18 protein-coding genes are annotated in these 24,179 nt (G+C 55.3%); 6 read left to right on the top strand and 12 right to left on the bottom strand.

The window, feature by feature from the left end; translation table 11 throughout:
• Positions 1 to 11 precede the first annotated feature (11 nt).
• The 3 genes from AYI87_RS11245 to AYI87_RS11235 form a co-directional block, all read right to left on the bottom strand.
• A complete protein-coding gene (locus AYI87_RS11245) occupies positions 12 to 1,010 on the bottom strand; it encodes a WD40 repeat domain-containing protein (RefSeq protein WP_144202139.1) in 999 nt (332 codons plus the stop codon).
• A gap of 140 nt (positions 1,011 to 1,150) precedes the next feature.
• Complete coding sequence (locus tag AYI87_RS11240; protein WP_144202137.1) at positions 1,151 to 1,867, bottom strand: oxidative stress defense protein; 717 nt, start codon at positions 1,865 to 1,867, stop codon at positions 1,151 to 1,153.
• Between the two features lie 430 nt (positions 1,868 to 2,297).
• Positions 2,298 to 2,543 (bottom strand): hypothetical protein, encoded by a 246-nt coding sequence (locus AYI87_RS11235; RefSeq protein WP_011866963.1) that lies wholly within the window; start codon positions 2,541 to 2,543, stop codon positions 2,298 to 2,300.
• Positions 2,544 to 3,071: 528 nt separating this feature from the next.
• Between AYI87_RS11235 and AYI87_RS11230 the strand changes: the two genes are divergently transcribed.
• From AYI87_RS11230 to AYI87_RS11220, 3 genes are read left to right on the top strand one after another with little or no spacing between them, the layout of a single operon-like run.
• Positions 3,072 to 3,800 carry a basic amino acid ABC transporter substrate-binding protein gene (locus AYI87_RS11230; protein ID WP_144202135.1) on the top strand — a complete coding sequence of 243 codons (729 nt, stop codon included), beginning with the start codon at positions 3,072 to 3,074 and terminating at the stop codon, positions 3,798 to 3,800.
• A gap of 6 nt (positions 3,801 to 3,806) precedes the next feature.
• Positions 3,807 to 4,487: an amino acid ABC transporter permease gene (locus AYI87_RS11225; RefSeq protein ID WP_011866961.1), complete on the top strand. Its 681-nt coding sequence runs from the start codon at positions 3,807 to 3,809 to the stop codon at positions 4,485 to 4,487.
• Positions 4,480 to 5,205, top strand: a complete 726-nt coding sequence (locus tag AYI87_RS11220; protein WP_144202133.1) for an amino acid ABC transporter ATP-binding protein — start codon at positions 4,480 to 4,482, stop codon at positions 5,203 to 5,205. Before AYI87_RS11225 ends, AYI87_RS11220 begins: the two co-directional genes overlap by 8 nt.
• A 26-nt stretch (positions 5,206 to 5,231) precedes the next feature.
• Here AYI87_RS11220 and AYI87_RS11215 read toward each other — a convergent pair whose 3' ends face one another.
• The 4 genes from AYI87_RS11215 to AYI87_RS11200 all read right to left on the bottom strand — a co-directional run bounded on the left by AYI87_RS11215 (position 5,232) and on the right by AYI87_RS11200 (position 11,644).
• The gene (locus AYI87_RS11215) at positions 5,232 to 6,263 is read right to left on the bottom strand and encodes a diguanylate cyclase domain-containing protein (RefSeq protein WP_260865126.1); all 1,032 of its coding nucleotides are present in this window, start codon (positions 6,261 to 6,263) and stop codon (positions 5,232 to 5,234) included.
• A 259-nt stretch (positions 6,264 to 6,522) separates the two neighbouring features.
• The gene (locus AYI87_RS11210) at positions 6,523 to 10,089 is read right to left on the bottom strand and encodes a zinc-dependent metalloprotease (RefSeq protein WP_144202131.1); all 3,567 of its coding nucleotides are present in this window, start codon (positions 10,087 to 10,089) and stop codon (positions 6,523 to 6,525) included.
• Between the two features lie 37 nt (positions 10,090 to 10,126).
• On the bottom strand, positions 10,127 to 10,960 hold the full coding sequence (locus AYI87_RS11205; protein WP_144202129.1) for a hypothetical protein: 834 nt from the start codon (positions 10,958 to 10,960) through the stop codon (positions 10,127 to 10,129).
• Positions 10,961 to 11,209: 249 nt separating this feature from the next.
• Complete coding sequence (locus AYI87_RS11200; protein WP_144202128.1) at positions 11,210 to 11,644, bottom strand: hypothetical protein; 435 nt, start codon at positions 11,642 to 11,644, stop codon at positions 11,210 to 11,212.
• A gap of 608 nt (positions 11,645 to 12,252) precedes the next feature.
• On the opposite strand from AYI87_RS11200, the gene AYI87_RS11195 reads away from it, so the two are divergent.
• Positions 12,253 to 13,356 (top strand): glucosaminidase domain-containing protein, encoded by a 1,104-nt coding sequence (locus AYI87_RS11195; RefSeq protein WP_144202126.1) that lies wholly within the window; start codon positions 12,253 to 12,255, stop codon positions 13,354 to 13,356.
• 14 nt (positions 13,357 to 13,370) lie between these two features.
• Here AYI87_RS11195 and nrfD read toward each other — a convergent pair whose 3' ends face one another.
• The 4 genes from nrfD to AYI87_RS11175 form a co-directional block, all read right to left on the bottom strand.
• A complete protein-coding gene (gene nrfD / locus AYI87_RS11190) occupies positions 13,371 to 14,312 on the bottom strand; it encodes a cytochrome c nitrite reductase subunit NrfD (protein WP_144202124.1) in 942 nt (313 codons plus the stop codon).
• Complete coding sequence (locus tag AYI87_RS11185; protein ID WP_144202122.1) at positions 14,309 to 15,001, bottom strand: 4Fe-4S dicluster domain-containing protein; 693 nt, start codon at positions 14,999 to 15,001, stop codon at positions 14,309 to 14,311. Before AYI87_RS11185 ends, nrfD begins: the two co-directional genes overlap by 4 nt.
• Before the next feature lie 10 nt (positions 15,002 to 15,011).
• On the bottom strand, positions 15,012 to 15,476 hold the full coding sequence (locus AYI87_RS11180) for a cytochrome c3 family protein (protein ID WP_144202120.1): 465 nt from the start codon (positions 15,474 to 15,476) through the stop codon (positions 15,012 to 15,014).
• Positions 15,477 to 15,574: 98 nt separating this feature from the next.
• On the bottom strand, positions 15,575 to 15,904 hold the full coding sequence (locus AYI87_RS11175) for a hypothetical protein (protein ID WP_398350090.1): 330 nt from the start codon (positions 15,902 to 15,904) through the stop codon (positions 15,575 to 15,577).
• A gap of 561 nt (positions 15,905 to 16,465) precedes the next feature.
• On the opposite strand from AYI87_RS11175, the gene AYI87_RS11170 reads away from it, so the two are divergent.
• Positions 16,466 to 17,440, top strand: a complete 975-nt coding sequence (locus AYI87_RS11170; RefSeq protein WP_144202118.1) for a LysR family transcriptional regulator — start codon at positions 16,466 to 16,468, stop codon at positions 17,438 to 17,440.
• A 148-nt stretch (positions 17,441 to 17,588) separates the two neighbouring features.
• Here AYI87_RS11170 and AYI87_RS11165 read toward each other — a convergent pair whose 3' ends face one another.
• Positions 17,589 to 18,611 carry a LysR family transcriptional regulator gene (locus tag AYI87_RS11165; RefSeq protein ID WP_144202116.1) on the bottom strand — a complete coding sequence of 341 codons (1,023 nt, stop codon included), beginning with the start codon at positions 18,609 to 18,611 and terminating at the stop codon, positions 17,589 to 17,591.
• A gap of 560 nt (positions 18,612 to 19,171) precedes the next feature.
• Here AYI87_RS11165 and AYI87_RS11160 point away from each other — a divergent pair.
• A complete protein-coding gene (locus AYI87_RS11160; protein WP_144202114.1) occupies positions 19,172 to 24,109 on the top strand; it encodes a S8 family serine peptidase in 4,938 nt (1,645 codons plus the stop codon).
• The last annotated feature ends 70 nt before the right edge of the window (positions 24,110 to 24,179 follow it).

Below are 24,179 nucleotides of genomic sequence, written 5' to 3'. Positions count from 1 at the left end.
ATTTCCAGTGCTTAATTTCCAGTGTCTAACTCCCAGTACTCTAGGGCACCGTCTGAGCTGAGGGTGATTAGCTGCCCACCATGGCTCACCATATCCATGACGGTCGTGCCCATGGAGAAGGGGGTAAGCTGCCAGCGCTCTAGCTCTTTGCCGGTGGCGACCTGCCAGCGAAAGATTGTCTGTTTCGAGGTGGCGGTGATCAACTCATCGCCTCTGTGAATGAAGCGGGCGCGGCGAAAATAGCGGTAGCGCTCGAAGTAGTTCAGCTTACTCAGCGCCTCACCTGTGTCGAATGCCAGCAGCTGATGATTGTCCAGGTTGTCGGCGAAGAAGAGGCTCCTATCGGCCTCGTCAAACGCCAGGCTGGTGATGCGCTGGGGCAGGGAGAATTGCTTTATTATCTCGCCGCTGCCACTGACCCACCAGAGCACCTTGCCATCATGGCCGGCCGATAACAGGCGCTCATCCGAGCTGCCAAAGGCGAGGAAGGCCACCTCGGCGTCGTGTTGTTTAAACAGAGAAAACTGCTGCGCCGTGAAATCCACCAAGATCACGCTGCCTTCGTTCATGCCGATGGCGATGCGACTGCCCGACTGATTGAGCGCCAGGGTCGAGATGCTGGCGTAGTCGTCAAAGCCGTTGACCTGCCAGGTCAGCTGGATATTGCCCTGCTGGATATCTATCAGGGTAATTTGGCGTTTGCCGCCATAAGCTAGATAGCGCTTGTTGCCCGACATGGCCAGCTGATATCCCGGATGCTCGAAGGCGGTAGCCGGCCAGTGAAAGCGCTGCTTGCCCTCGGGCAGCGTCCAGACGCTGAGATCCCGACTTCGACTCAATGTGATGGCCAGGCTGGCATCCTCTGCCAGCAGCCCTGCCACCAAGTTGTCTTCCACCAGACGCTTGAGGCTCTGCGGTGGCTGGCTTGTCTGCTTATCTGAGCAGCCTGAGAGGACTACGAGCAACAGGGCCAGGCTTACGAGGTGGCACAGGCGTTTGAGTGTAGACATGGGGATAGCGGATAAGGCTCAGTTACTGGGAGTTAGCTGAGCATAACACATGTAAAAGCCCGCCGGTGTTAGCCAGCGGGCCTGAAGGGCCAAGTCTTGTATGAGCCATGGATTGTATGGACTAAGTCTTCTATGAGCAATTACTTGAGGCGGTAGATCACCTCGACGCGATCGCTGATGCTGGTCTGGGCCTCCTGATAACTCTCGGCCACATCACCACGGGCTGCGGCGCTCATCTTATACACCATGGGGCGCACCGCCCCCTGAGCCTGATAGCGGATCTCCCATACGCCATCCAGACGCTCACCGAAGCCTTTGGCCAGGGCGGCGGCCTTCTGCTTGGCGTCCTTGATCGCCATCAGCCTGGCCTGTTCAATCATCTCCGCCTCCTTGCTGGATTTGAAGTTGATCTGATGGATGCGGTTGATCCCTTGCTGCAACGCGCCGTCAAGCAGGTCGTTGAGCTTGTCCAGTGCCCTTAGGGTGACCACCACCTGGCGGCTGGCGAGGTAGCCAATCTCCTTGTTGGTGCGTGTCTCAGGGTCGTACAGATAGTCGGGACGCAGATTCAGGTTGGCGCTCTGAACATCTTCGCGTGCGATCCCCGCCTTGGCTAACCTGGCCAGGAAGTCGCTGACCGCCTTGTCTGATCCCGCCTTGGCCTTGGCTGGATTGTCGGCCTTAGTCACCACCTCGACGGTTAGCTCGGCCATGTCGGCCTTGACGACCAGCTCGCTGGTGCCGACGGTTTCGATATGGGGGAAGTTTAGCTCTGCGGCGGCCGCGTTAGGTAAAGCAAGCAGGCTGCCGGTGAAAACCAATGAACCAAATAGGGTGGCAATCAGGGTCTTTTTCATCGAATACTCCAAACGCACGTAATAGTGCCAAATCAGTAGATAGGAATCGGTTGTTTGAGCATATAGACGCAGGATCTCTGAAAAGGGGTTAAATAAACTGAAAATTTTTTTGGGGCTGTCGGAGAGGGGCTTCTCCCAAAAGAAAAAACCTGGTGATAGAGCATCCTGCCTATCACCAGGCGAAAGCGCCTTTGGGGGAGCGCTAGAGGTGCCACCTGTAAAACACCTCTTTTTAAATGGTTTTGCGATTCAGGCCCGTCGTCGGTCTCTGGCCCTTGACTTAGGCTATTATGTTTGCTGCCCTCTAACCTGAAATCACATGCTTCCTGCAGACCACTTATTCTGTTTCCATCTTGTTATCTTGCCTTCCCTAGCCCTTGGCGAATCGATTAAGCCCTTGGCGAATCGACTTAGCTCTTGGTGAATAGGCTTATCCTTGGATAAGTTTGAGTTCACGCATGAGCTGATTGAGTTGCATAGTGAGTCGGTCGATCTCGGCGCGCAGCACGCCCACGCGCCCGCCTTGCTGCTCACTCTGGCGAACCAGTTGGTAGACCGTCTTGGTGGAGACGCCAAACTGTTTGGCGACATCCGATAACAGGCAGTTGTTCCCTTTGACTTCGGCGACGATCCGCTCTGCCATCTTAGGCGTGATACTCTTAGATACTGTACTCATCTGTGACTCCTTATGGATGAATCCGCGTGTTAGCCTATTCGACATCCCACTGGCTGATGCCGAGGTGAAAGATAAACTGCCAATCTTCGAAGCGGCTGACCGCCATTAACCAAGGTTTCATCTACAACTCCTTATGGGATGGTGCTTCATTTACCTTTGGCAATTCTGCCCGCCCCAATGACTACCTATAAAGTAATATGTAAGTTCTGTGCCAACTTTTTCAAAGATTTTTAATTGATTGATTTTTATGGTTATTAATGATTTTTGATTGCGTCAGGCAAGTGTGACATCGCGCACATGGCTCACCAACTTGGTGCTGCCATGGCTTGCATTGGTGCAAGTCTGTAAGTTTGGATTGGCGCTGCTTTGGGCTGGCCGAGCTACACTGACTAATAGGCAAGTTTATGTTAATAAAAAGCAAATAAAATGACTAAATAGTCATTTTTATCGCATAAGTATTGACTGCGTGAGTCGGGCTGCCTATAGTCGTGGCCAATTGAGCGAATATTCCTGGTAAGAGAGTAAATAATGAACAAATCTATCCTGTTAGCCGGTTTTACGGCCCTGTTGCTGCTGAGTGGCTGTGGCAAAGAGAAAGATTATCTGGTGGTAGGCACCAATGCGGCCTTTCCGCCCTTTGAATATGTGGGCGGTGTCAGCGGCGATCAGGTAATGGGGTTCGATATCGATCTGGCCCGTAAGGTGGCCGAGGATGCGGGCAAGACGCTCAAGGTGGAGAACATGAAGTTCGACTCGCTGATCGTGGCCCTTAACGCCGGCAAGATAGATATGATTGCCTCGGGCATGACCATCACTCCAGAGCGTCAGGCCAGCGTCGACTTCTCCGAGCCCTATTACGAGGCGACCCAGGTGGTCTTGGTTAATAAGCAGGATGAAAGCATCCACAGTCTGGCGGATCTCGCCGGCAAACACTTCGCGGTGCAGCTGGGTTCAACCGCCGACATGATGGCCAAGAAGTACACCCAGTCGGTGACCGCTTTCAATACCGGCTTCGAGGCGATCATGGAGCTGAAGAACGGCAAGGTGGATCTCGTGCTGTTCGACAGCGAGCCGGCCGCCAACTATTTGGCCAAGAATCCTGAGCTCAAGTTGATCAGCCTGGACTTCCCCCCAGAGTTTTATGGTTTCGCCGTGGCCAAGAGCCAGCCCGAGCTGCTGGCCAGCATCAACAAGACGCTGGCGACCATGAAGCAGAATGGTGAATATGACGCCCTGCTCGCCAAGCATATGAAGTAGGCCGCCATGTTAGATGCAATTAATTCCTCGCTGTTTACGCCAATAGGTGAAGATGGACTCATAGGTATCTACCTGATCCTCAATGGCTTAAAGGTGACCCTGATCGTGACCCTGTTCGCCATGATCTTGGGGGCCATACTGGGCGTTGCCACCACATTGATGAAGATGTCGAGCCGTTGGTATCTGCGCTGGCCCGCCAACCTCTATGTGGGCGTGATCCGCGGCACCCCAGTGGTGGTGCAGCTGGTGATCCTCTACTTTATCGTGCTGGCCACCTGGGACGTGGACAAGGTGAGCGCCGCCATCATCGCCTTCGGCCTCAACAGCGGTGCCTATATCTCTGAGATCATCCGCGCCGGCATACAGGCGGTGGATAAGGGGCAGACGGAGGCGGCGCGCTCCCTGGGGCTGTCGCAGGCGGTGACTATGAAGGAGGTGATCCTGCCCCAGGCGATCAAGAACATTCTTCCTGCCCTGGGTAACGAGTTTATCGTGCTTTTGAAAGAGACCGCGGTGATAGGCTTCATCGGCGGTGTGGATCTGATGCGCTCGGGCGAGATCATCCGTAGCCGAACCTTCGAAGACAGCGTGCCCCTGTTTACCTGTGCACTCATCTACCTGGCGTTGACCTATAGCTTCACCTTTATGTTGTCGAAGTTTGAGAAGAGGCTTAAGCAAAGTGATTAAGATTAGCAATCTGCATAAATATTTCGGCGACAACCAGGTGCTCAAGGGGATTGACGAATCGATCGCCCGGGGTGAGGTGGTCAGCGTCATCGGCCCCAGCGGCAGCGGCAAGAGTACCTTCCTGCGCTGCATCAACCTGCTGGAACAACCCACCCAGGGGGAGATAGTGATCGATGGTCAGTCGATCACGGCGCCGGATGCCTGCATCGACAAGCTGCGGCAAAAGGTGGGTATGGTGTTCCAAAACTTTAACCTCTTTCCCCATAAGACGGTGCAGCAAAACATCACCCTGGCGCCAGTGAAACTGGGCTTGATGACCCTGGCCGAGGCAGATAGCGAGGCGATGCGCCTGCTGGAACAGGTGGGACTGAGCGACAAGGCGAGCGCTTATCCCGCAAGCCTGTCTGGCGGACAGAAACAGAGGGTCGCCATCGCCCGCGCCCTGGCGATGAAGCCTGAGCTTATGCTATTTGACGAGCCCACCTCGGCGCTGGACCCTGAGATGGTGGGTGATGTGCTGGATGTGATGAAACAGCTGGCTCAGGCGGGAATGACCATGGTGATCGTCACCCACGAAATGGGCTTTGCAAAAGACGTTTCCGATCGAGTGATCTTTATGGATGGCGGCTATGTGGTGGAGAGCAATGTGCCTTCGCTGCTGTTCGGTCAGCCACAGGAACCGCGCACCCAGGCGTTCTTGAGCAAGGTGCTCAGATAAGTTAAATCTTCAGGTCAGTATAGGGGCTAGCCCTCGGCCTGCCAGAACTGGTAGTCGTGTTTGCCCTGGGCCTTGACCCGGTACATGGCGGCGTCGGCAAACTCGCAGGCGCTGGCAAAGTCATCGCTCGGGGTGAAGCAGTAGATGCCGATACTCAGGCCGAGTTTGACCTCAGTGCCTTCTAAGATGATCGCCTGACGATAGACATCCAACAGCGACTGGGCCCGCTCACTCAGTAGGTTCTGGTCTTGGCTTGGGTGCAGAATCAAAAACTCATCGCCGCCGAGACGAGCGATCTGGGCCTGAGTGCCTATGACGCCCCTGAGGGTGTCGGCCACATGGACCAAGAGATGGTCGCCAAACTTGTGGCCCAGCTTGTCGTTGAGCTCCTTAAAGCCATCGAGATCGATGAAGAAGATGCTGCCCGAGTCTCGCTGATACAGCTCCTCAAATGCCAGGGTGATCGCCTTACGATTGCTTAGATTGGTGAGAGGGTCGCAGTGGGCCAGCTCAGACAGCTCCTGTTCGTAGCGTTTCTCCTGGGTGATATCCATGTGAGTCCCCATCATGCGTAGCGGCGTACCATCCGGCTTGCGCTCGACGATACGGCCACGATCGGACACCCAGGTGACCGAGCCATCCTTGTGGATCATCCGGTGCACCGCCTGATAGTAGTCTGACTTGCCCTCTACATGATCTTCGAAGGCCTTGATCACCCACTCCTTATCCTCCGGATGCAGATTCTGTTTCCAGCTGTCCACATGGGCCGCCAGCTCTTCGCGACTAAAGCCCAGCAGTTCGCCCCACCGCATGTTGAAGATGGTCAGGTTGCCGCTGGGAATATGTTGCTCCCACAGGCAGAGACGGTTGCCATCGAGTGCGGCAAAGAGTTTCTCTTCGGCGCGATCGTTGAGCAGCGTTAACTTGGCGTTCTCGCGTCTGAGCGCCGCATTTTCGGCTTTTAGCTCGGCGATCAGGCCCGCCGTTGGCTCGGCACTTTTCTCTGCCGATGGCTCTGTGTTGGCTAACTGATTAGATGGCTGCTCATCGGGCTCCATCGAGGGGGCTCTCCTTTACATTTGTCAGGCATAAGTTAACCATTATTGGGTAGTGAAACAACTGTCTAAACAAGATGATACATTTTGCTACAGATGTTGCATCCCAGGCGCGGCGCCTGCTAGGTAAAGATTCGGGAGATGGAGGGCGAAACTTAACGAGAATTCACTTGCTAAGGTTCATGGCTAACTCATTAGCCCTAAAGCAAAAAAGAAGCCGACGAGCGGCTTCTTTTTCTATTGCTGAACGATATCTACTGGCTTAAAGCACTGGCAGGTAAGTGATCACTCGCTCATCGCGGGCGATGATGGGGTCGACCACCAATTGCTTGAAGGTCTCCCCCTTGCTGTTCATCTGGTGCTTCATCAGCTCGGGTGAGCTGGCGATGAGTGCCTTGAGTGTGTCTATCTGGTCGATTAGCATGAGAGCCAGCTGGTTCTCCTCGGTCGCCACATAGTTTTTGCCCTGTAGGCTGATCTGCTTGCTGGCGGCTACGGCGTCGCTGGCAAGATGAATGCCCACATACTCGCGCCACACTCTGGCCTTCTCTTCGCCGCGGTAGTCGCTGTCGCGTGATGCCAGCACCACCTGCTTGAGCATCATCTGCAGCAGGTTGCTCTTACCCTTCATCTCATAGCTGCTCTGGGGGAAGCCGAAGTAGCGTCCCAGAGAGGTAGCGTAGCTAGGTAGTGCCTCGATATGCTGGTCGGCATAATCGACGTCGTTGACATAGTACTTGGCGTCTACTGCCTTACAGCTGTGACTCAGCACAGGCTTGGTCAGGTACTGATTGATCTCCTGAACCGTGTTGCCCAGCGTCATCTGACATAGCATGCCTTCGAGCTGATCCTTCACCTTAGGATAATCTGCCAGGGCGTAGTAGGTGCGGCCCGTGGTGCTGCGAGGCGACTTGCGGGTCAGCAGCTGACGCATCGCCAGCAGTTTATCGGGCCACATGCCCAGCACGTCGCGCTCGTTGACATAGGGATGGTTCGGGCTCGATGCCGGGGCCTTGACGCCGTTGAGCAGGCGTCCCTTGTTGGCGCTGACGTCGGCATAGAGCAAGTCCTGGTAGGCCTCGACGATATCGGCCTTGAGCAGCAGCTCTTTCAGTTTTTCAGGGGCTTGCTCGTAGGCGGTGATGATCTGACCCAGCTCGAAGCCTTCATCTAGCTTGCCGGCATTGAGACGATAGAGGCGAGTCAGAATATCTTCCAGCGAGTGCACCTTGGTCAGGGCGCGGCTGTCATCGCTGTTCATGCGATAGGTGACATGCAGGTAGATGTCGCTCAGACCGGCCGCGGTAAGGAAGGTATCGGCCGCCTTATCCACCGCCCTTTGCGAGGCGCAGAACCAGTAGTTCTCATGGCCTGGGCAGAACTCGGCCAGCTCGTTCTGATCGAAGGCAAATAGCTCCTCAACCGTGGCAGTGTCTTCGACGAACTGGCGTATGTCGCTGAAGCCTCGCAGACGATTGATGGTGTAAGGCAGGATATGATCTTCGAACAGGGTCTGACGGTTGTGACGCACGTTCATGGTGTCATAGCTGTCGTGGTAGCTGTCGATATAGTACCGCACTATGTCGTCGTTGTTGGTGCCGGCGTCGAAGCGGTTACAGTTGCTGTTGAGGGTCACATGGCCGTCGGTACAGAAGGCGAAGTAACGCAGGTCGTGCTCTTTGCCTATCTGATGTAGGGCACCATATTGGATCTCGCCCGTGATATTGCCCTGGCGTAGCTCCTCGCGGCGCTTGGCATCGGCCGCCTCCAGCGATACCAGGCTGCCATCTTTGGTCTCTACCTGACGACCATAGCCGAAGCGCAGCGCCGCCAGATCGTATTTCTGGAAGGTGGTGGCGAAACGGTCGGCGTTATAGTCCATCTGGCTGGAGAAATCGGCCTTGACCGTCAGATGCGGGTAACCCGCCTCGCTGAAGGCCTGGCTGAACTTGGCGATCTCCTCTTCGTTGAAGAAGTTGGCCTGATCCCGGCTACCGGCGAAGTTGTGTCTCAGGCCAAGGGTGTGGCCCAGCTCATGGGTGAGGGTACCGGCAAAGGCCTGAGCCGCCAGCTTAGTCACCAGATCCGCCTGGAAGCTGGTGGACATCTTCTCGATATCCTTCAGCTTACCGCCTATGATGCCATCGACCCAGAATTGAGTGTCTTTCCAGTCGATCTCATAGCCCTGAATGCCGCGAGGCAGTTCGCGCAGGGCGCCGCCTGTGAGGCCGAAGGCCTGATCCACACTCATCAGATTATGCTCGGCCCAGAAGGCTTCGGTCTTGTTCTGCTGATTGACCAGCTCCTCGAAGGGGGCGTTGCTGGCATCATCTGTGGAGAGATCCGGGATGATGGTCTGCGGCTGAGCCTCGGTGCGCGGTTGCTGCACCATAGGATCTTGGCTCTGACTGTTCTGCTCGGCAATTAGCTTGTTGGCCGCCACCTGATTGGCGCGATCCACCGCCTCCTGTGATGGGGTGTAGTCGACCCCGGTGAGATCTTTGACCGAGTTAGGGTCTAGCATGCCGCGGTTGTAGTCCAGCTGCACCCTGCGGTAGTAGCGGGTCGAGCCCTGTTGTAGGTTGGCGCTATATTGGTCTACCCGGCCGCTGACGATCTCGCCGGTGAGCGGGTTGGCGGCAGAGGGGCCATAACCGGCCAGGCCGTTATCTAACGGCTCGTCGAATAGGGTGATGTTGCTGTAGCGCAAGTCTCCGTGTCTGCGTTCGTTGGCCTGGGCCAGCTTGAGCTCCGGCAGGCCGGTTTCGAACAGCTTGTTCTGGATGTTGATGGCGGTAATGCTCTGTTTGGCCGCGTCCAGGAAGGGCTGATTCTTTGGCTCGAAGAAGTTGTTACTCAAGAAGTAGGTGATCGCCTCCTTCTTGGGGTTGAAATGGTTAAGGTACTGGCGCACATAGCCATCCTTACCATCGGCATTGTTGCCGTCACGGTATTCATGCTGGGTGCGGAAGAAGCCGAAGGTGCCGTTCTCATCCTCACTATAAGGGATGGTGACAAAGTCCTTGCTGGCCAACTGATCCAAAGCCACGACAGAGATATATTCCGTGGTGGTGAAGGAGAGGTTGTCGAAGCTGCCCTTGAAGAACTTGCCGAAACAGGCGGGATTGGCCTGATAGGTGTGTTCGATCTCGAAGTTGATCACCCCCTTGGCCAAGTCCATCTCATAGCCTTCCCAGTTGCCATCTTTTACCAGGTGGGCCGACTCTGTCTCTGTGGTGCACTGCTTGAAGGTGACCAGATCCGTGTAGTTCTCCTCGGCGATCTGCGCCCCTTCAAACTTAGGAATGAAGAACTTCTTCTGATCCCAGGTGATGTTGCGATCTGTCACCTCTTCCTCACGGTTGGTACAGTCGCCCCAGTTATCCTCCTGGCACTGGAAGTCGATGTAGTCGCCGGGAATGGTCAACACTGGGGCCTTGTTGTACTCGTTATCGAAGCGCGAGTCGTGGTCCAGACCTATGTTGTCTCTGTCGATCTGACGCAGCTGGATGCCGTTTTCCGTCATCCGCAGGGTTACCAGCTTGGCTTCTCCCTGAGAGAAACCATGGATGGGGGCCGAGTAGCGCGGTGCTTCACCCAGGCTGCGGGTGTAGAGAAAGAGTCGCTCGGGTTGCTTGCTGGCCAGCTCGCCGATGGTGGTCGAGGAGGTAAGTTGATCCCCCGCGGCGCCGCTGGTGGTGGCATCTTTGAAGTCTTTGACGGCGATCATCCGCTCATCTTTCTTGACCTCCTGATACGGCTCGTCTGTGCCGCAGGCGCTCAATCCTATCGCGCTCAATATGGCGATGGCGACAGTGCTCTTGTACATTAAAACCTCTCCTAGTTGTTTAATTTATAAGTGCTTTTTATAAATATTTAGTGATCGATAGATAAAACACTGAGTTGCGTTCGTCGTAGAGCGTAAAGCTGTGTGACGGGCCGCGATCCGGGTCGAAGAAATAGCCGCTGTTGTTGTGGCCTATGGCCGCCACCCAAGTGGGGGCAAAGGACCAGCCGATCTCTTCGCTGATGGTGAAACGGTTGTCGTAACGACTGGTGTTAAAGGGCTTGTTCATGGTGTAGGAGGCGTTGACATCCAGATACCAGTTGTCGATGAACTGCCAGGTGGCATCGGCCAGCAGGCTGATGCTGTGCTCGATGAAGTGCTCGCCGTGACGGCCTATCTCATGTTCATAGGAGTTATATTTAAGCCGGGGTGAGAGATAGAAGTTCCAGTCTTGGTTCGGGCGGTAGAAGAGATAGCCCGCCAGCCTAGGGGCGGCCCTTAACTTGTTTTCTTTGCTGGTATGGCCGGTAGGCAGATAGACCCCGGCACTGCCCACATAGCTCCAGTCATTGCCCAGAGCCTTGGACGGGGTGCGATACTCTAAGAAGGTGTCGTAGAAATAGCTCTGGTTATGCCGCGTCTCCACCTCGCCACCGCTGGAGAGACGTATGCTGCCCCAGGTGTCGCGGTAGGCGATCCTGCCGCTGGCACTGAGGGCCTGGTAGGAGCTGGGGGCCGATTGCTCGAAGGTGTTGCTGGCGGCGCTGGCACTGACATAGCCTGACCAATGAGAGGTGTTAGTGTCTATGGCGGCGGCGACGTTTTCATTATCGGCCAATGCCTGATTCGAAAGCAGCAGAGCCAATATGAAGCACAGAGATGTTGTTATTTGCTGCGCCGTTTTTTCTCGCATGGTTTTTTTCCAAATTGTCTTTTTCCACATGGCTATTTTCCCTATGGCTGTTTTGGGCAAGAAAATAGACGCGCAAGGGGTCGCACTCGACAGGCGTGAGTGTGCATAAGGCATGAAATAAACCTCATCTAAAATAAGTTAAAAGAAATAGCTTGGTTGGCGGCTAGGTTTGTCCGTCAAAATTGATCGCGTTATAAATAGTGGCTCAGCGCTATCTATCTACGCGAGTCAAAATGGTATTTTGGTTGGCTAAGATGGAGTGCCCTTAATAGGTTTAATCCAGCTCATTAATAAAGAGCTGCATTCGATAATAGATTTTGGGGTGCGGTATTTCGTTTGCCCGTAACCAGGCAGCCCGGCAGAGAGAAATAACAGGCAGAAGATCACAACAGTCAGTGTCATGCTGTTGCCCTGACTCTCGTGGGTCTCGCCACTTAGCGGTAGCATGCTGGGAAATAGCTGCTGATATGTGTAGTGCCAGCAGGAAGATAAACCTGCGTCTTGTCCCGCTGGAGCGACCTCCTTGGTGGCCAGGCGATCTCCCTGGATGGCGCTGCAGCTAAGGTTTTGGCTGGTGCTGCCGGCTTGTTGCTGCGCCATTAGGCCGCCGCTCAGCTGAGTGAGTACCAGTAGCCCAAGTAACAGGCTTAAGCTCGATAGTGTGACAGATCCTTGTTTCAACATATAACCAGCTAAGTGAGAATTGATATACCACCAACTTGATACAAAGTGATACATTTAAATTCGAGACGAATATTCAATGTATGAAACCGATAATTTTTATTCAATATGAAAATAACATTAACCTCAATATTGCGGTCTTTGTCACATTCATTTTTCGATTGCGGTCTTTAATGTGAAACTTATTAACTTTTTATTATCTAGTTGTTTACCGACAGGTGTTATCTTCCGGGTTGTTCTAAATTAGAAATAATTTGTGATATCAGTTTTTGCATATTTTTGTAGCTGGTTTTAAAGATTTGGCCTTTGGGCTTTTAACTTTAAATATTTGATGGTAGCACTTAATTGTACAGGATTTAGTTTTTTTTGCTCTAGTTAATAAAAGATTTATTTAATTAAGCAGATGATCTTTTAATGATTAGTATGAATAAATTCTGTGTCGATACTGAGGTTTAGGAATGTGGGTGTGAGTGTAGTTTTGAGTATGGGTATAGGTGAAGGATCGGCGCCTTGCTCGACAGCTTGATTAAAGACGCGCATCGAAAGATGGATTAGAGTAGGCATTAGCATTGATGATAATGTCTCTCGTCTTATCTGCAAAAGGAGCCTCTATGTCCAGTGATAGCCGTCTCAAGATTGCCTTGCCTCTGCTACTCCTGCTTGCCTCGCTGCTGATGCTGTGGGCGCTCTGGTATCGCCCCAGTGATGAGTCGGGCGCCCTGTCTCCTGCCTTGGCCGCCGCCGGGATGGAGCCACCGGTGGCAAACGCCGACGAGCTGGCGACTCCGGCTGACAGTCAGCAGACCCAAACCAGCTTCAAGACTGTCTCTAAGGCGAGGCCGACCAAGGCACCCAAGGATGTGGTGCTTAACTCCCTCGATGAGCTGATCGCCCTGTTCGATAGTCTGGGGTATAACCAAGCCGGTTGGCAGGCGGGCAATCGTGAGGTGCCCAGGCTCACCTTCGAGGCAGTGAGTGAGCGCTGGCAGAAGACCTCGTCGCAGATCCCGGTGCAGCTGAAGAAGATGGTGTTCTTCCGTCTGATGGCGCCGCTGATCCTGGTGGCCAATGAGCAGATATTGCTGGAGCGGCAGACTATCGCCCAGGCGGCGCCGGATGCCCCCGAGCTGCTGGCCCTGGCCCGTAAGTATCGCCTGTTAACCGATGAGAGCGGCAGCCAGACCGGTGAGAGCGGCAGCCAAACCGATGAGAGTGTCAGCCTGACCGAGGAGCAGCGTGGACAGCTACTGGCGCGGGTCGATATCATGCCGCCCTCTCTGGTGCTGGCCCAGGCGGCGGAGGAGAGTGGCTGGGCGACGTCACGCTTTACCGTGGAGGGCAACGCCTTCTTCGGTCAGTGGGATTTTAGCGGTAAGGGGATGACCCCCAAGGCGCAGCGCAAGGAGCTGGGCAACTATGGGCTGGCGCGTTTCGACACGCCGCTGGCCTCGGTGGAGGGTTATCTGCTTAACCTCAACACCAATGCCGCCTATCAGTCGTTGAGAAGCCTAAGGGCGCAGCTGCGGGCAGAGAACAAACCGATCACAGGCCTGGTGCTGGCAGGCACCCTGGAGCGATATTCCGAGCGAGGTCAGGCCTATATCGATGGCATACGCCATATGATCCGCTACAACGGTCTGGATCAGGTGGATGAGGCTTACTTGAGTGACGGGGCGCCACTGCACCTGATCAGCGCAGATGACGCCCGCGAGTGAATGGCCAGCGGGGATTAGATCCCCGTCATCTGGCCGGTATAGAGGATAAAGTTGCGCAGCAAGAACACCCCTATCAGGCTGAAGCTGGCGGTGACCGCCACATAGGCGAACTTACGATCCGCCGATACCTTCATCCAGAGGTTGAAGGCCAATGGCAGGGTGAGGCCTATGCCGATCACGCCGGCCCAGAAGATCCAACCCCAGAAGCCGAAGCCTAAGGCGTTGAGTGCCGCAACCTGGCTCTGACCGCCAGAGAGGATCAATCCGGCGAAGAAGGTAAACAACAGGCCTATCTCCACTAAAATCAACGGGATCTCTATGCCATGGATGAAACGCACCTCGACCCCATTGGGGTTCCCCCTGAGCAGCACACCACCCAGCAGGGTTGCGGCGGCGCCGGAGGAGAGCCCGGAGATCAAGAACAGCAGCGGCAATACCGGGTTATTCAGCAATGGGAAGCCGATCAGCGCCGACAGCAGGAAACCGGTGTAGGCCCCAAGCGAGATGGCGAGGATCACTAAGACGCCTGTGATCGCCGCTTCCTGTTTCACCAGCCAGCTTAGCAGTCGGTTGGCGACAGGCAGACGCTTGCCCAGCAGCTGAGTAATGCGGCGCTGGAAGACGCAGGCTATCCAGGCAAACAGCACCAGCTGATAGGCCATCAGCACCAGCACCCCCATGGACATCACAGAGCTGGTGTTGTAGAACACCAGGATCTTCCAGAAATCCAGTGGCCGGGTGAGGTCGAATACCAGGATCCCCAGGCCACCAAACACGGCGACCGGCGCTATGATGGCCGCCGCCTGCACGAAGGGCGAATGCCAGGCCTCATGGGATAACTTGAAGTGTTTCAGCATGATGGCGAAAAATACCGCCCCGGCTGACAGACCGGCGAGGAAGAGGTATATGGCGATAGGCCAATGCCATACCAGGCCTTCGAAATGAAAAGCACTCATAGCATTATCTCCCCATCTATGGTTTGAATATGGAACAGCTTAGGCCGGGTGCCCAGGTCCACCTTGGCGCGGTAGCTGGGCTTGCGCTTAAGCAGCTTGACCAGATCCGACTCGGGATCCTTGAGGTTGCCGAAGGTCAGTGCCTTGGTGGGGCAGGCCTCGACACAGGCAGGCTGAAGCCCCTGGGCCAGGCGACTCTTCTGACAGAAATCGCACTTGTCGGCGGTGCGGGTCTCGGGGTGGATATACCTGACCTGATAGGGGCAGGCGGCGATGCAATACTGGCAGCCCACGCAGCGGTCGCTATTGACCGCGACTATGCCCGTCTCTTTATCTATATAGGCGGCGCCTGTGGGGCAGACCCTTACACAGGGCGCGGCTTCGCAGTGTTGACAGGAGACGCGGCTGAAGCGGTAGCTCTGATCTGGGTACTCGCCGAAGGGCCCCTTACGTTCTATCTTCACCCGGCTGACGCCCTCGGGAATATGATTGACCTCACGGCAGGCCTGGACGCAGGCGTTACAGCCGATACAGGCATTCTCATCATGCACCATGGCGTATTTGATCTCGCTTTCCTGCTCGGGCTGGAGCAGGGAATCGGCCTGGGGCGTGCGGGTGGCACCATACACAGAGACACCGGCCAGTAGGGCCCCAACCCCCTTGAGAAATTGGCGTTTAGAAACTTGCATCACAGGCCTCCTATTGTTCGACTTTGTGGCAGCCGACACACAGCTGGCTATGCTGTTGCGTATCGAGCGCCAACATAGGATCCGTCTCGGGATGAAGCTTATGGCACTGATCGCAGCCAAGGCGATTGGCGTGCACATTGTGGGTCCATTCCGCTTCGCCCAGGGCCTGATGGTCGTGACAGGTCAGGCAGACGGCGCCGCGTTGCTGAGCCGAGAAGGGGCTATCGGGCCCAAAGGCCATGATGGTCGATCCCTTCTTGGGATGGCTGCCTTTGGGGCCGTGACAGTCCTGACAGAGAATGGCGAGGCCAGGGCTTGCGTGTATGCCCTCGAGTTGGCCATTGCGTTTATGACACTTGATACAGCTGCGGCTGGCTTGCTCGTCGGCGGCTAAGGCATTGGGCGTTAGGCCCACCAGGCCAAGTGTTAGGACGCTGGCCAGCAGCAGAGTAGTACAAGGGGTAATTTGACACATAATGCATCCTTACACCTCAGTGAGCATGACGTTGTGGGGAAGAGGAGCGTCAAGTGGTCGGTTTGACGCTCATTGGGCGTTGCCGTGAGAGACACTCATCAGGCGGCGAGTGCGGTGCGCAGCAAGGCTTCGTCGCAATGCTTGTCTTTGTCCAGCTTAATCAGCTGCACCCCGATGTAATCTAAACATTTTTCGACAAACTTCATCTGCTCTGGAGAGCTGGCCGCAGGGTCGCTCACCACGAGTTTGACCGCAGAAGATTCGTTGTCGACGACCACGTAATCCAGGTGGCAGTGCTCCATGAAGTCCTGTACCTCTTCGTGATTCCTGAGGGAGTCATCTAAGTCGACTACATTCACCAGCGACGCTCCGTAAAGGACATCGTAGCGGTTGGCGGCGATGGCCTTTAAGCCTTTCAAAAAGTGCATTGAATCCTTGTCGAGCAAGTGAGGTTTGATGCTTACGGCGGCATCGACCAGCTGGTTCTCGCTTGATCTAAAGAACTTGATGCACGTCATGACGAAGGTCACGATGACGAGAGGACAAATGATGAACAAAACAAAGTACATAAATGCGTAGCTTAAAATAACGGTCGCGGTGGTGTTCATAGTAAACCTCCAAGGTTATTTTCATTTTTAACTCTCGATTTAATTATTACGCTATGGGATTTATTTACAATAATTATTGAAATCGGATTATTAAAATTTAGCCCTTGGTCAGATACTTATATTCAGCTATTTCGTTTTGTAGATAATCAATAATTAGATATGTGTTTTTTAATTGTTGAATATCTGAATGTTGGCGGGGTTGATAAGATATTTTGCATGAAAATTAGGCTATTGCAATGTTTTTGTAAATGCTTGAAATTTAGAAGTATGATCAAGATCTATTTTATTTGTTTTATTAATATCGAATAAAGGCATTGTCAGCTTAAATATATTTACTATACTCTGAATGGGTATATTCGATGTCGGGAGAGGTATTTTGAAATGAAAAATATGACTCTAGATAGTTTAGATATGCTGAGCGCCAATATATTAGTTAATTTGTATGAAAAGCATTCCGCTTCGTCGGTGGCGATGGAGATGAATATACCTGCGCCCAAGGTGAGCCGCTGTCTACAACACGCGCGGATGATCTTTAACGATCCTCTGTTCATCCGTAAGAAGCATGGCCTAGAACCCAACGAATTTACCCGTCAACTCTATCCCCTGGTCAAGGCCCTGGTGCAGTGTGGCGAGCAGCTGCATCAGCTGGAGAGCTGCCACGATCTGGCCACAAGCCAGATGATGGTGCTCTATGTGAGCGATCTCTTGATCGCCGAACTGCCCCAACGTCTGAGCGGTGCCATCAGCGAGGCGCAGCTGCCCATTAGCTATGAGCTGCGCACCGGCTCTGTGGATCTGCTGGAAGATCTGGCTCAGGGTCTGATCGATCTGGCGATCGTCAGCGAATCCTCGGACAAGGCGCTGCAGGACGACAGACTCACCATCACGCCCCTCAAGCAGTTGACCCACCTGTATCTGCTCTGCTCCCTCAAGCATCCCCTGTTGCAGCAGGAGATCAGCCTGGCCAATATCGCCAACTATCCCTATCTGAGCGCCTTCGGGCAGCTGGACAGGCAGGCGCCGGATCCTTTCCAGCGTTACTGCACTCAGCAGCGCCTTAGTTGTCATCTGGCCCCTGTGGATCTGGGACGTGAGGGGCTGGAGTTTAATCAGCTGTATCGCTATCTGTCCGACGACAAGACGGTGAGCCTGCTGCCTTATAGCAGGGTGTATGAACATAGCGAGCTGCTACCCGGCCTGCATGTGTGCTGCCTGTCGGGCATGGATACCGCGCGCCTCTATCAAGATCAACCCTATCCTAGGCTCTACATGTTGAGCCGTAGCGGTCGCAGTGCCGCCCATCTGGATTGGTTGAAGCGGGAGATAGGTCTGCTGATCAGCCAGAACGTGCACTAGCACTGTCATTAATACGAGGCACTAATAACAGGCACTACAACAAGTACCAGCACAGGCAGCAACTAGCCACTGGTTCATTCGGAGCTTTATTGCGGCGCTAATTAAAGGCTCTGGCTAAAGGCTCTGGATAAGGGCTCTGGATAAGGGCTTATGCTGAAGGCTCTGGCTCTGGCTCTGGCTCTGGCTCTATGCTCGGCTGGGCGAGGGGCGTACGCTCCCGGGCCACCTGATCGCAGTGGGCCTGCATCTCGATCAGCTTCTCCGTCAGTACCCGGCGCAGGCAGTTGGCCAGCTCGGGTTTGATCCCCTTGTGGCAATGCAGATAGTAGCTTTCGGTCTCGAGATCTCGGGTCTGCAGCCAGATCCTGGAGATATCCAGATAGTCCACATCGTCGCGATTCTCGAAATAGCTCATCGACATGGCCGAGGAGAGCAGGGCGATATCCTCGCTGTGACTCACATGATCCACCAACATCCTCAGGCTCGGGCTCTTGAGAGCCACGTGGATCTCTATCTGCCTAGCCTTGGCATACAGCTCTATGGGGTGGGGCTCCTGCTCCTGCAGGTGAGTGTTCACCAGGGCGATATGGTAGTTAAACATCTGCGCTAAGGGATCGTCGCTGGTTAAGATAGGGTGGCCACGGCGGGCGACGATGAAGAAGTGGGTGATATCCCCCAGCTTAAAGTTGTTCACCATGGGGTGATTAATCGGCTCGGTGGAGATGCTGCAGTCGACCTTGCCCTGACACAGGCGCTGATTGACCTTGTCGGTCCAGGGCTGAATATTGATGCTGACGCCGCCCTCGATACAGTGGCAGGTGTTATGCACACAATTCATCGCCATCAGCGACCATTGCTCATAGGTGGCAACACTGAGCTGATAGGGCTCGGCGCCCTTGTCTATGGTGGCCGCCACTATCTTGTCGTACTGCTCCACTATGGTCTTGACCATGGGGTAGATGGTGAGGGCGACCTGGTTGGGCTCAAAGCCATATTGCTGGCGGATAAAGAGTTCGTCCTCCAGCACCTCCCGCAGGCAGGTCAGGCTGCGGCTCACCTTAGACTGAGTGGTACGCAATCGCTCGGCCACCGCACTGCCGCTCTTCAGCTCAACCAGTCCGATAAATACCTGTAGGGTATAGTAATCGAGTCGGCTCACTTTCTTCAGCATGACAATATCCCTCTATCGGCAGTTTTCGATGGCGTTAACAGGCAAAAGTAATAGATCTTATATTTAAAAATTAACCATTTGCTGAACGATCCTTGTAGCACAAGTTGGTTAAAAATTCTGCGGATCACATCACAGTTAACATGTGGTTAACCTTTCGCTAAATCGCCAGTAAAAGCTGAAAACGTCGAGTTTTAGCCACCTTGTTAGCGTATCGGTAACAAAAAGATACACTTAGGGGAGAATGCTTGTGAGGGTGGGAGCGCAGGGGACAGATCGCCGGGAGCTTGATTTCATCGGTCCAGAGGATCTGTTTAGCCGGCGGCAGGCTTGTGAGCAGGAGCTGTTGCGCGGCGAGCCACACCTAGCTTGAGTCACTATGTCCGGGAGAAAGTAAGGGTTTTCCATGGTCACTTTTTCTGGGGTAAATACGGGTCGATTAATGGCACGAATGTAGCCGGAATGTTACATAAAGGTACGTTTTTCTTTGACGTCGTTTGATATACCTAATGCGCATGTAAATGCATGAAAAATAATAAGCTTATGATTTCAAAGGAATATCAATGCGTACCCAACAAATGTTTAAGCGAAGCGCCGTCGCCAGTCTGACCGCGCTCTATCTCGCCGGGGCGGGCTCGATTGCCATCGCCCAGCCGGGTATGGAGAAGGTGCCTGGCACCAGCTTCTACACCCCGACCTTTACCGCCGAAGATATTCAGCGGGTCAACGAGGAACGTCAACTCGAGTTGAGTGGCGAGGTCTACCTGGGCACTCCTGGGCAGATCAACCGCGTCAAGAAGGCGCGCACGCCTGAGGAGATCTTCACGCCATCGGAAAAGGCCAGCGGCGTGCAGACCTATATCGTTCAGCTCGATGCCGAGCCGCTCGCCACCTATGCCGGTGACGTGCCGGGCTACGCCGCCACCACGGCGCCCAAAAACCGCTCTGTGATCGCCAAGGGCAGAGTCGCGGTCAATACCGCCTCGGCTCAGGCCTACAAGCAATACCTGGTGTCCAAGCAGGATAAGTTTATCGCCAGCGCCCGTCAGGCCGGCGCCTCGGTGAAGGTGACCAAGCAGTTCACCCTGGCGAGCAATGCCATGGTGGTGGAGATGACCCAGGAAGATGCCATCAAGATGTCTCATCAGCGTGGCGTCACCCGCATCTCGCCTAACCGCGTGTTCCAGCTGCGCACCGACCGTGGCCCCGAGTTCATCGGCGCCGACAAGGTGTGGCAGGGCACGGCAACCTCGGGTAGCCTGGCCGCCAAGGGTGAAGGCATGGTCGTGGGCATCATAGACACGGGGATCAACACAGATCACCCGGCGTTCGCCGACGATGAGGCCTACGCCGCTACTAACCCTTTCGGTGCCGACAACGGCGTGGGGGATTGTGTCGACTCGCCAGAGCTGTGTAACAACAAGTTGATTGGTGTCCATTCATACCCTGAGATCACCGATGTCTATGGCGCACCTGAGTTTCAAACCAGCAGTCGTCCCGTGATGATCCGTCCGGCCAATGGCGAAGACTATAACGGCCATGGTTCTCACACCGCCAGCACGGTCGCGGGTAACACCCTGACCGACACCCCGCTGCAAACCTTCAGCGGCGAGGCGACCAGCGACGGTATCAATGTGCCCTTTAACTTCCCACAAACCAGTGGTGTGGCGCCCCGCGCCCATATCATCGCCTATCAAGTCTGTTGGCCCGGTGGCAGCGGCGACCCCTATGCGGGCTGCCCAGAGTCGGCGATCCTGTCGGCATTTGAAGATGCGATAGCCGATGGCGTCGATGCCATCAACTTCTCTATCGGCGGCGCCGAGTCTCTGCCTTGGGCCGATCCCATGGAGCTTGCCTTCCTGGCTGCCCGTGAGGCGGGGATCTCCGTCGCCGTGGCGGCGGGTAACAACGGCGCCTACTGGTCGTCGGATCACAGCTCGCCTTGGGTGACTACCGTAGGTGCCAGCACCCATGATCGTCAGCTCGACGCCGGGGTGAAGACCTTAGGTGAGTTCCAAGGGGTAAGCGCGCCAACCGCGCCAATGCAGGGCAAGAGCTTTTCCGGTGGTATCACCGGTCAGGTGGTGATGGCCGAGAAATATGCCGACCCGGATCTTAACGATGGCTATAACGCCGCCAGCTGTAATGCGCCGTTCCCGGCCGGTACCTTCACCAGCGATCAGATCGTGGTGTGTGAGCGCGGCGACATCGCTCGCGTCGACAAGGCAAAGAACGTGGCGGCCGGTGGCGCGGGTGGTTTCATCCTGCAAAACATCAGCTACTCGGCGGACAACCTGGTGGCGGACAACTTCGTGCTGCCTGGCATTCAGATCAAGGCCGCCGAGCGCTACAAGCTGCGTAACTGGGTCAACCGTAACGGCGAAGCCGCCCGCGCGACCATCTCAGACTATAGCAACGACTATTACTTGGACGCCGAGCTGGGCAACAACCTGGCGACCTTCAGCTCCATGGGGCCGAGCCGCACCAATAACACTCTGGTACCTGATCTGACGGCGCCGGGTGTCGATATCTATGCGGCCAACGCCGACGATCAACCCTTCACCTACTCACCGACGGCCTCCGACTGGACCTTCATGAGCGGCACCTCGATGGCGACGCCTCATGTGACTGGCGCCATGACGCTGCTGAGTCAGATCCATCCAGACTGGACACCGGCTGAGATCCAATCGGCGCTGATGCTAACGGCGGGCCCTGTGATGCTCAACACCGGCTATCAGCTGATCGAGCCTTACTACAACTTCATGGCCGGGGCGGGGGCGATCAACGTGGCGCGCGCCGCAGATACCGGCCTGTTGATGGATGAGACTGTCGAAAACTACCGCAATGCCGACCCGACCAACGGCGGTCTGGTGAATTGGCTCAACATCCCCTCTATGGTGGAGATGGAGTGCACCGACACCTGCAGCTGGATGCGTACGGTCAAGGCGACCCGTGACGGTACCTGGACGGTAGAGGGTATCGGCAAGGAGGAGGGCTTCGAGCTGACGGTATCGCCGGCGCAGTTCTCTCTCAAGGCGGGCGAGACCCAGAGCATTATCGTGACGGCGACACCGCCGAGCAAGATAGAGATCAAAGTCGATCCCGAAGAGGCCGATGGCCCGTGGGATGCTGTGCTCAACAAGGACACCTTCTTCAATGGCCAGGTGGTGTTGAAGGAGCAGGGTGACAGAGCACCAGAGGTGCACATGCCTGTGGTGGTGGCCACCAGTGGCGAGCAGCTGCCCGTGTCACATCATTTCGAGATCACCAGGGACCAAGGCACAGAAATGCTGACGGTGAACACCGATGCCTACAGCCAGCTGACGCCGCGTTTCTACGGCCCGGTGAAGCCTGAGGTGTATAGCAATCGTCTGACAGCCGTGGGGCCTTTCCTGCGTCAGGACTATATCGAGAAAGGCTGGGATATCCGCACCATCACGGTACCCGAGGGCGCCAAGCGTCTGGTGGTTGAAGTGCAGAAGGCGGGAGTGGTGAGCACGCTCGAGGATCTCAACCCTCGCTACACCACGCCTCATCCGTTTGTGATTGTGGGTCTGGATGAGAACGACAACGGCACCTTCGTGCCAGACAGCGAAGCCGACAGCAGCGCCATCAAGGCGGAATACTCGGCGGAAACTGTCTGTCTCTCAACCAGTCAGGCGGAGCATAACTACTGTAGCCTGGAAAACCCGGCGCCCGGCACTTACTGGGTTGCTACCGCCATGGCCTATGGCCAGGGTGAAGTGGACGTGGATACCGGCTACGCCATCATCATGGAAGATGACGATCGCGGTAACCTGAGCATCACGGGCCCAGCCTCGCACGATGGCAACGGTAACTATGAGATCGGCATCAACTGGAACCTGCCACAGACCCAGGCCGGTGATATCTACTATGGTGGTTTCGACCTCGGCAACATGCCGGGCGCCGAGGGCACCTTGGGCTTCACCGCCCTGGATATCCGCCGCGCCGACGATGCGGTGACCTGGGAAGTGAGCCAGGACAAGGCACGTAGCATGGATGTGGTGGATATCAGCCTGAAGATCGCCGCTAACATGGAGACTCAGGACCGTCAGTACCAGTTTGCCCTGCAACTACCTGAGGGAATGCGTCTGGCACCGGCGACCTTGACCACCAACAATGATCAGGTGACTCAGGCGGTGACCGCCGATGAGCGTGGCTTTACCCTGACGGGCATGCAGGCGTCGACCCGCGACGTACAGCGCGAGTACAAGATGACCACCAACCTGACCGATAAGATGTGTCGCACGCCGATGATCGACGAGTACTCGACCGGTGGCTATATCGACCTGTTCGGTGAGTTCAAGATGCAGCCGATGGCCGACTGGTTTGTGGGCGACTATCGCAGCGCCTTCGACGTGCCTATCGACTGGTTGTTCTACAAGGAAGGCGCCAAGTTCGAGCTGTACAACCAGCCGAACGCCGGTTATCTGCGCATGCATACCGTAGGGGCCATGAAGCTCAACACCGGCTACTGGTACATGATGCTGCACCGTGGGCCTGGCTTCCTGGTCGAGGCGCTGGCGCCATTCTGGCGTGGTAGCTTCGAAGGTAAGTATCGTCGTCACTGGGAAGATCCGTGGGGACTGACCATTGCCTCTCAGTATGCCGAGGAGCGTCCAGACCTTGGGGATCTACTCTTCCTCGAGTTCGATAACGTGACCGATAAGAACACAGGCGAAGAGTATGATTTCGAAACGATTCTGCGTAGCGGCATCGACGACCGTCCGGGTCAGTTCGAGATCATCTATGCCTACGACAACCTGGGTGCCGATCTGGCCAAGGGTGCCGTGTTTATCGAAGGCTTCGATACTCAGTGGTCGACCAAGGCAGGCGCCAAGGGCGGCGGCCTCTATGAGGTGCTGGGCTTCGATAACTTAGATGAGGTGCTAGCCGACGATCTCGTGGTCTGTTTCGACTATGTGGGACCTGAGCAGAGCCGTATGGAGGTCAATTTCAAGGCGGTGATCAAGCCTGAGGCGACCGGTACGGTACAAGACATAGTGCTGGATTACGACCTCGAAGGGGCGCCGTCGATTCAGCTCACCCATGCAATCAGCGTCCAAGGCAACATACAGATCGCCGAGATTGCAGATCAGCTTGTGGCCGAGAACACACCGCTGGAAGGGCTGACGGTAAGCTATATCGATGCCAACAAGGTGCCAAACACGGTCGAGGTGACTGGTGAGCACATCACAGCCGAGGTGCAGGGCAACAGCTTTACCCTGATCCCTGAGGCCAACTTCCACGGTGACACCCTGGTCACTGTGACGGTACGCGATAACGAGCACAGTGGTGATGCCGCCAGCACCAGCTTCATGCTGACGGTGGAATCCGATGGCGTCGAGCCGACACCGCCGCCTCAGCCTGAGGTTGTGCAGCCTGAGTCTAGCTCGGGTGGTGCCTTAGGGCTGGGTCTGCTTGGCCTGCTGCCGCTGGCACTGCTGCGTCGCCGTAAGGCTAAGGCGCGCCTGAACTAAAACGGCTAAATAAGATGGCTGAATAAGATGACAGGCCAGACAAGCATTTCGGGTATGACCCAAGATGCTT

The sequence above is a fragment of the Shewanella sp. KCT genome, assembly GCF_007636505.1.
Taxonomy (GTDB): domain Bacteria; phylum Pseudomonadota; class Gammaproteobacteria; order Enterobacterales; family Shewanellaceae; genus Shewanella; species Shewanella halotolerans.
Note: the sequence above shows the minus strand (reverse complement) of the source record. Positions and strands in the feature narration are given on the sequence as shown.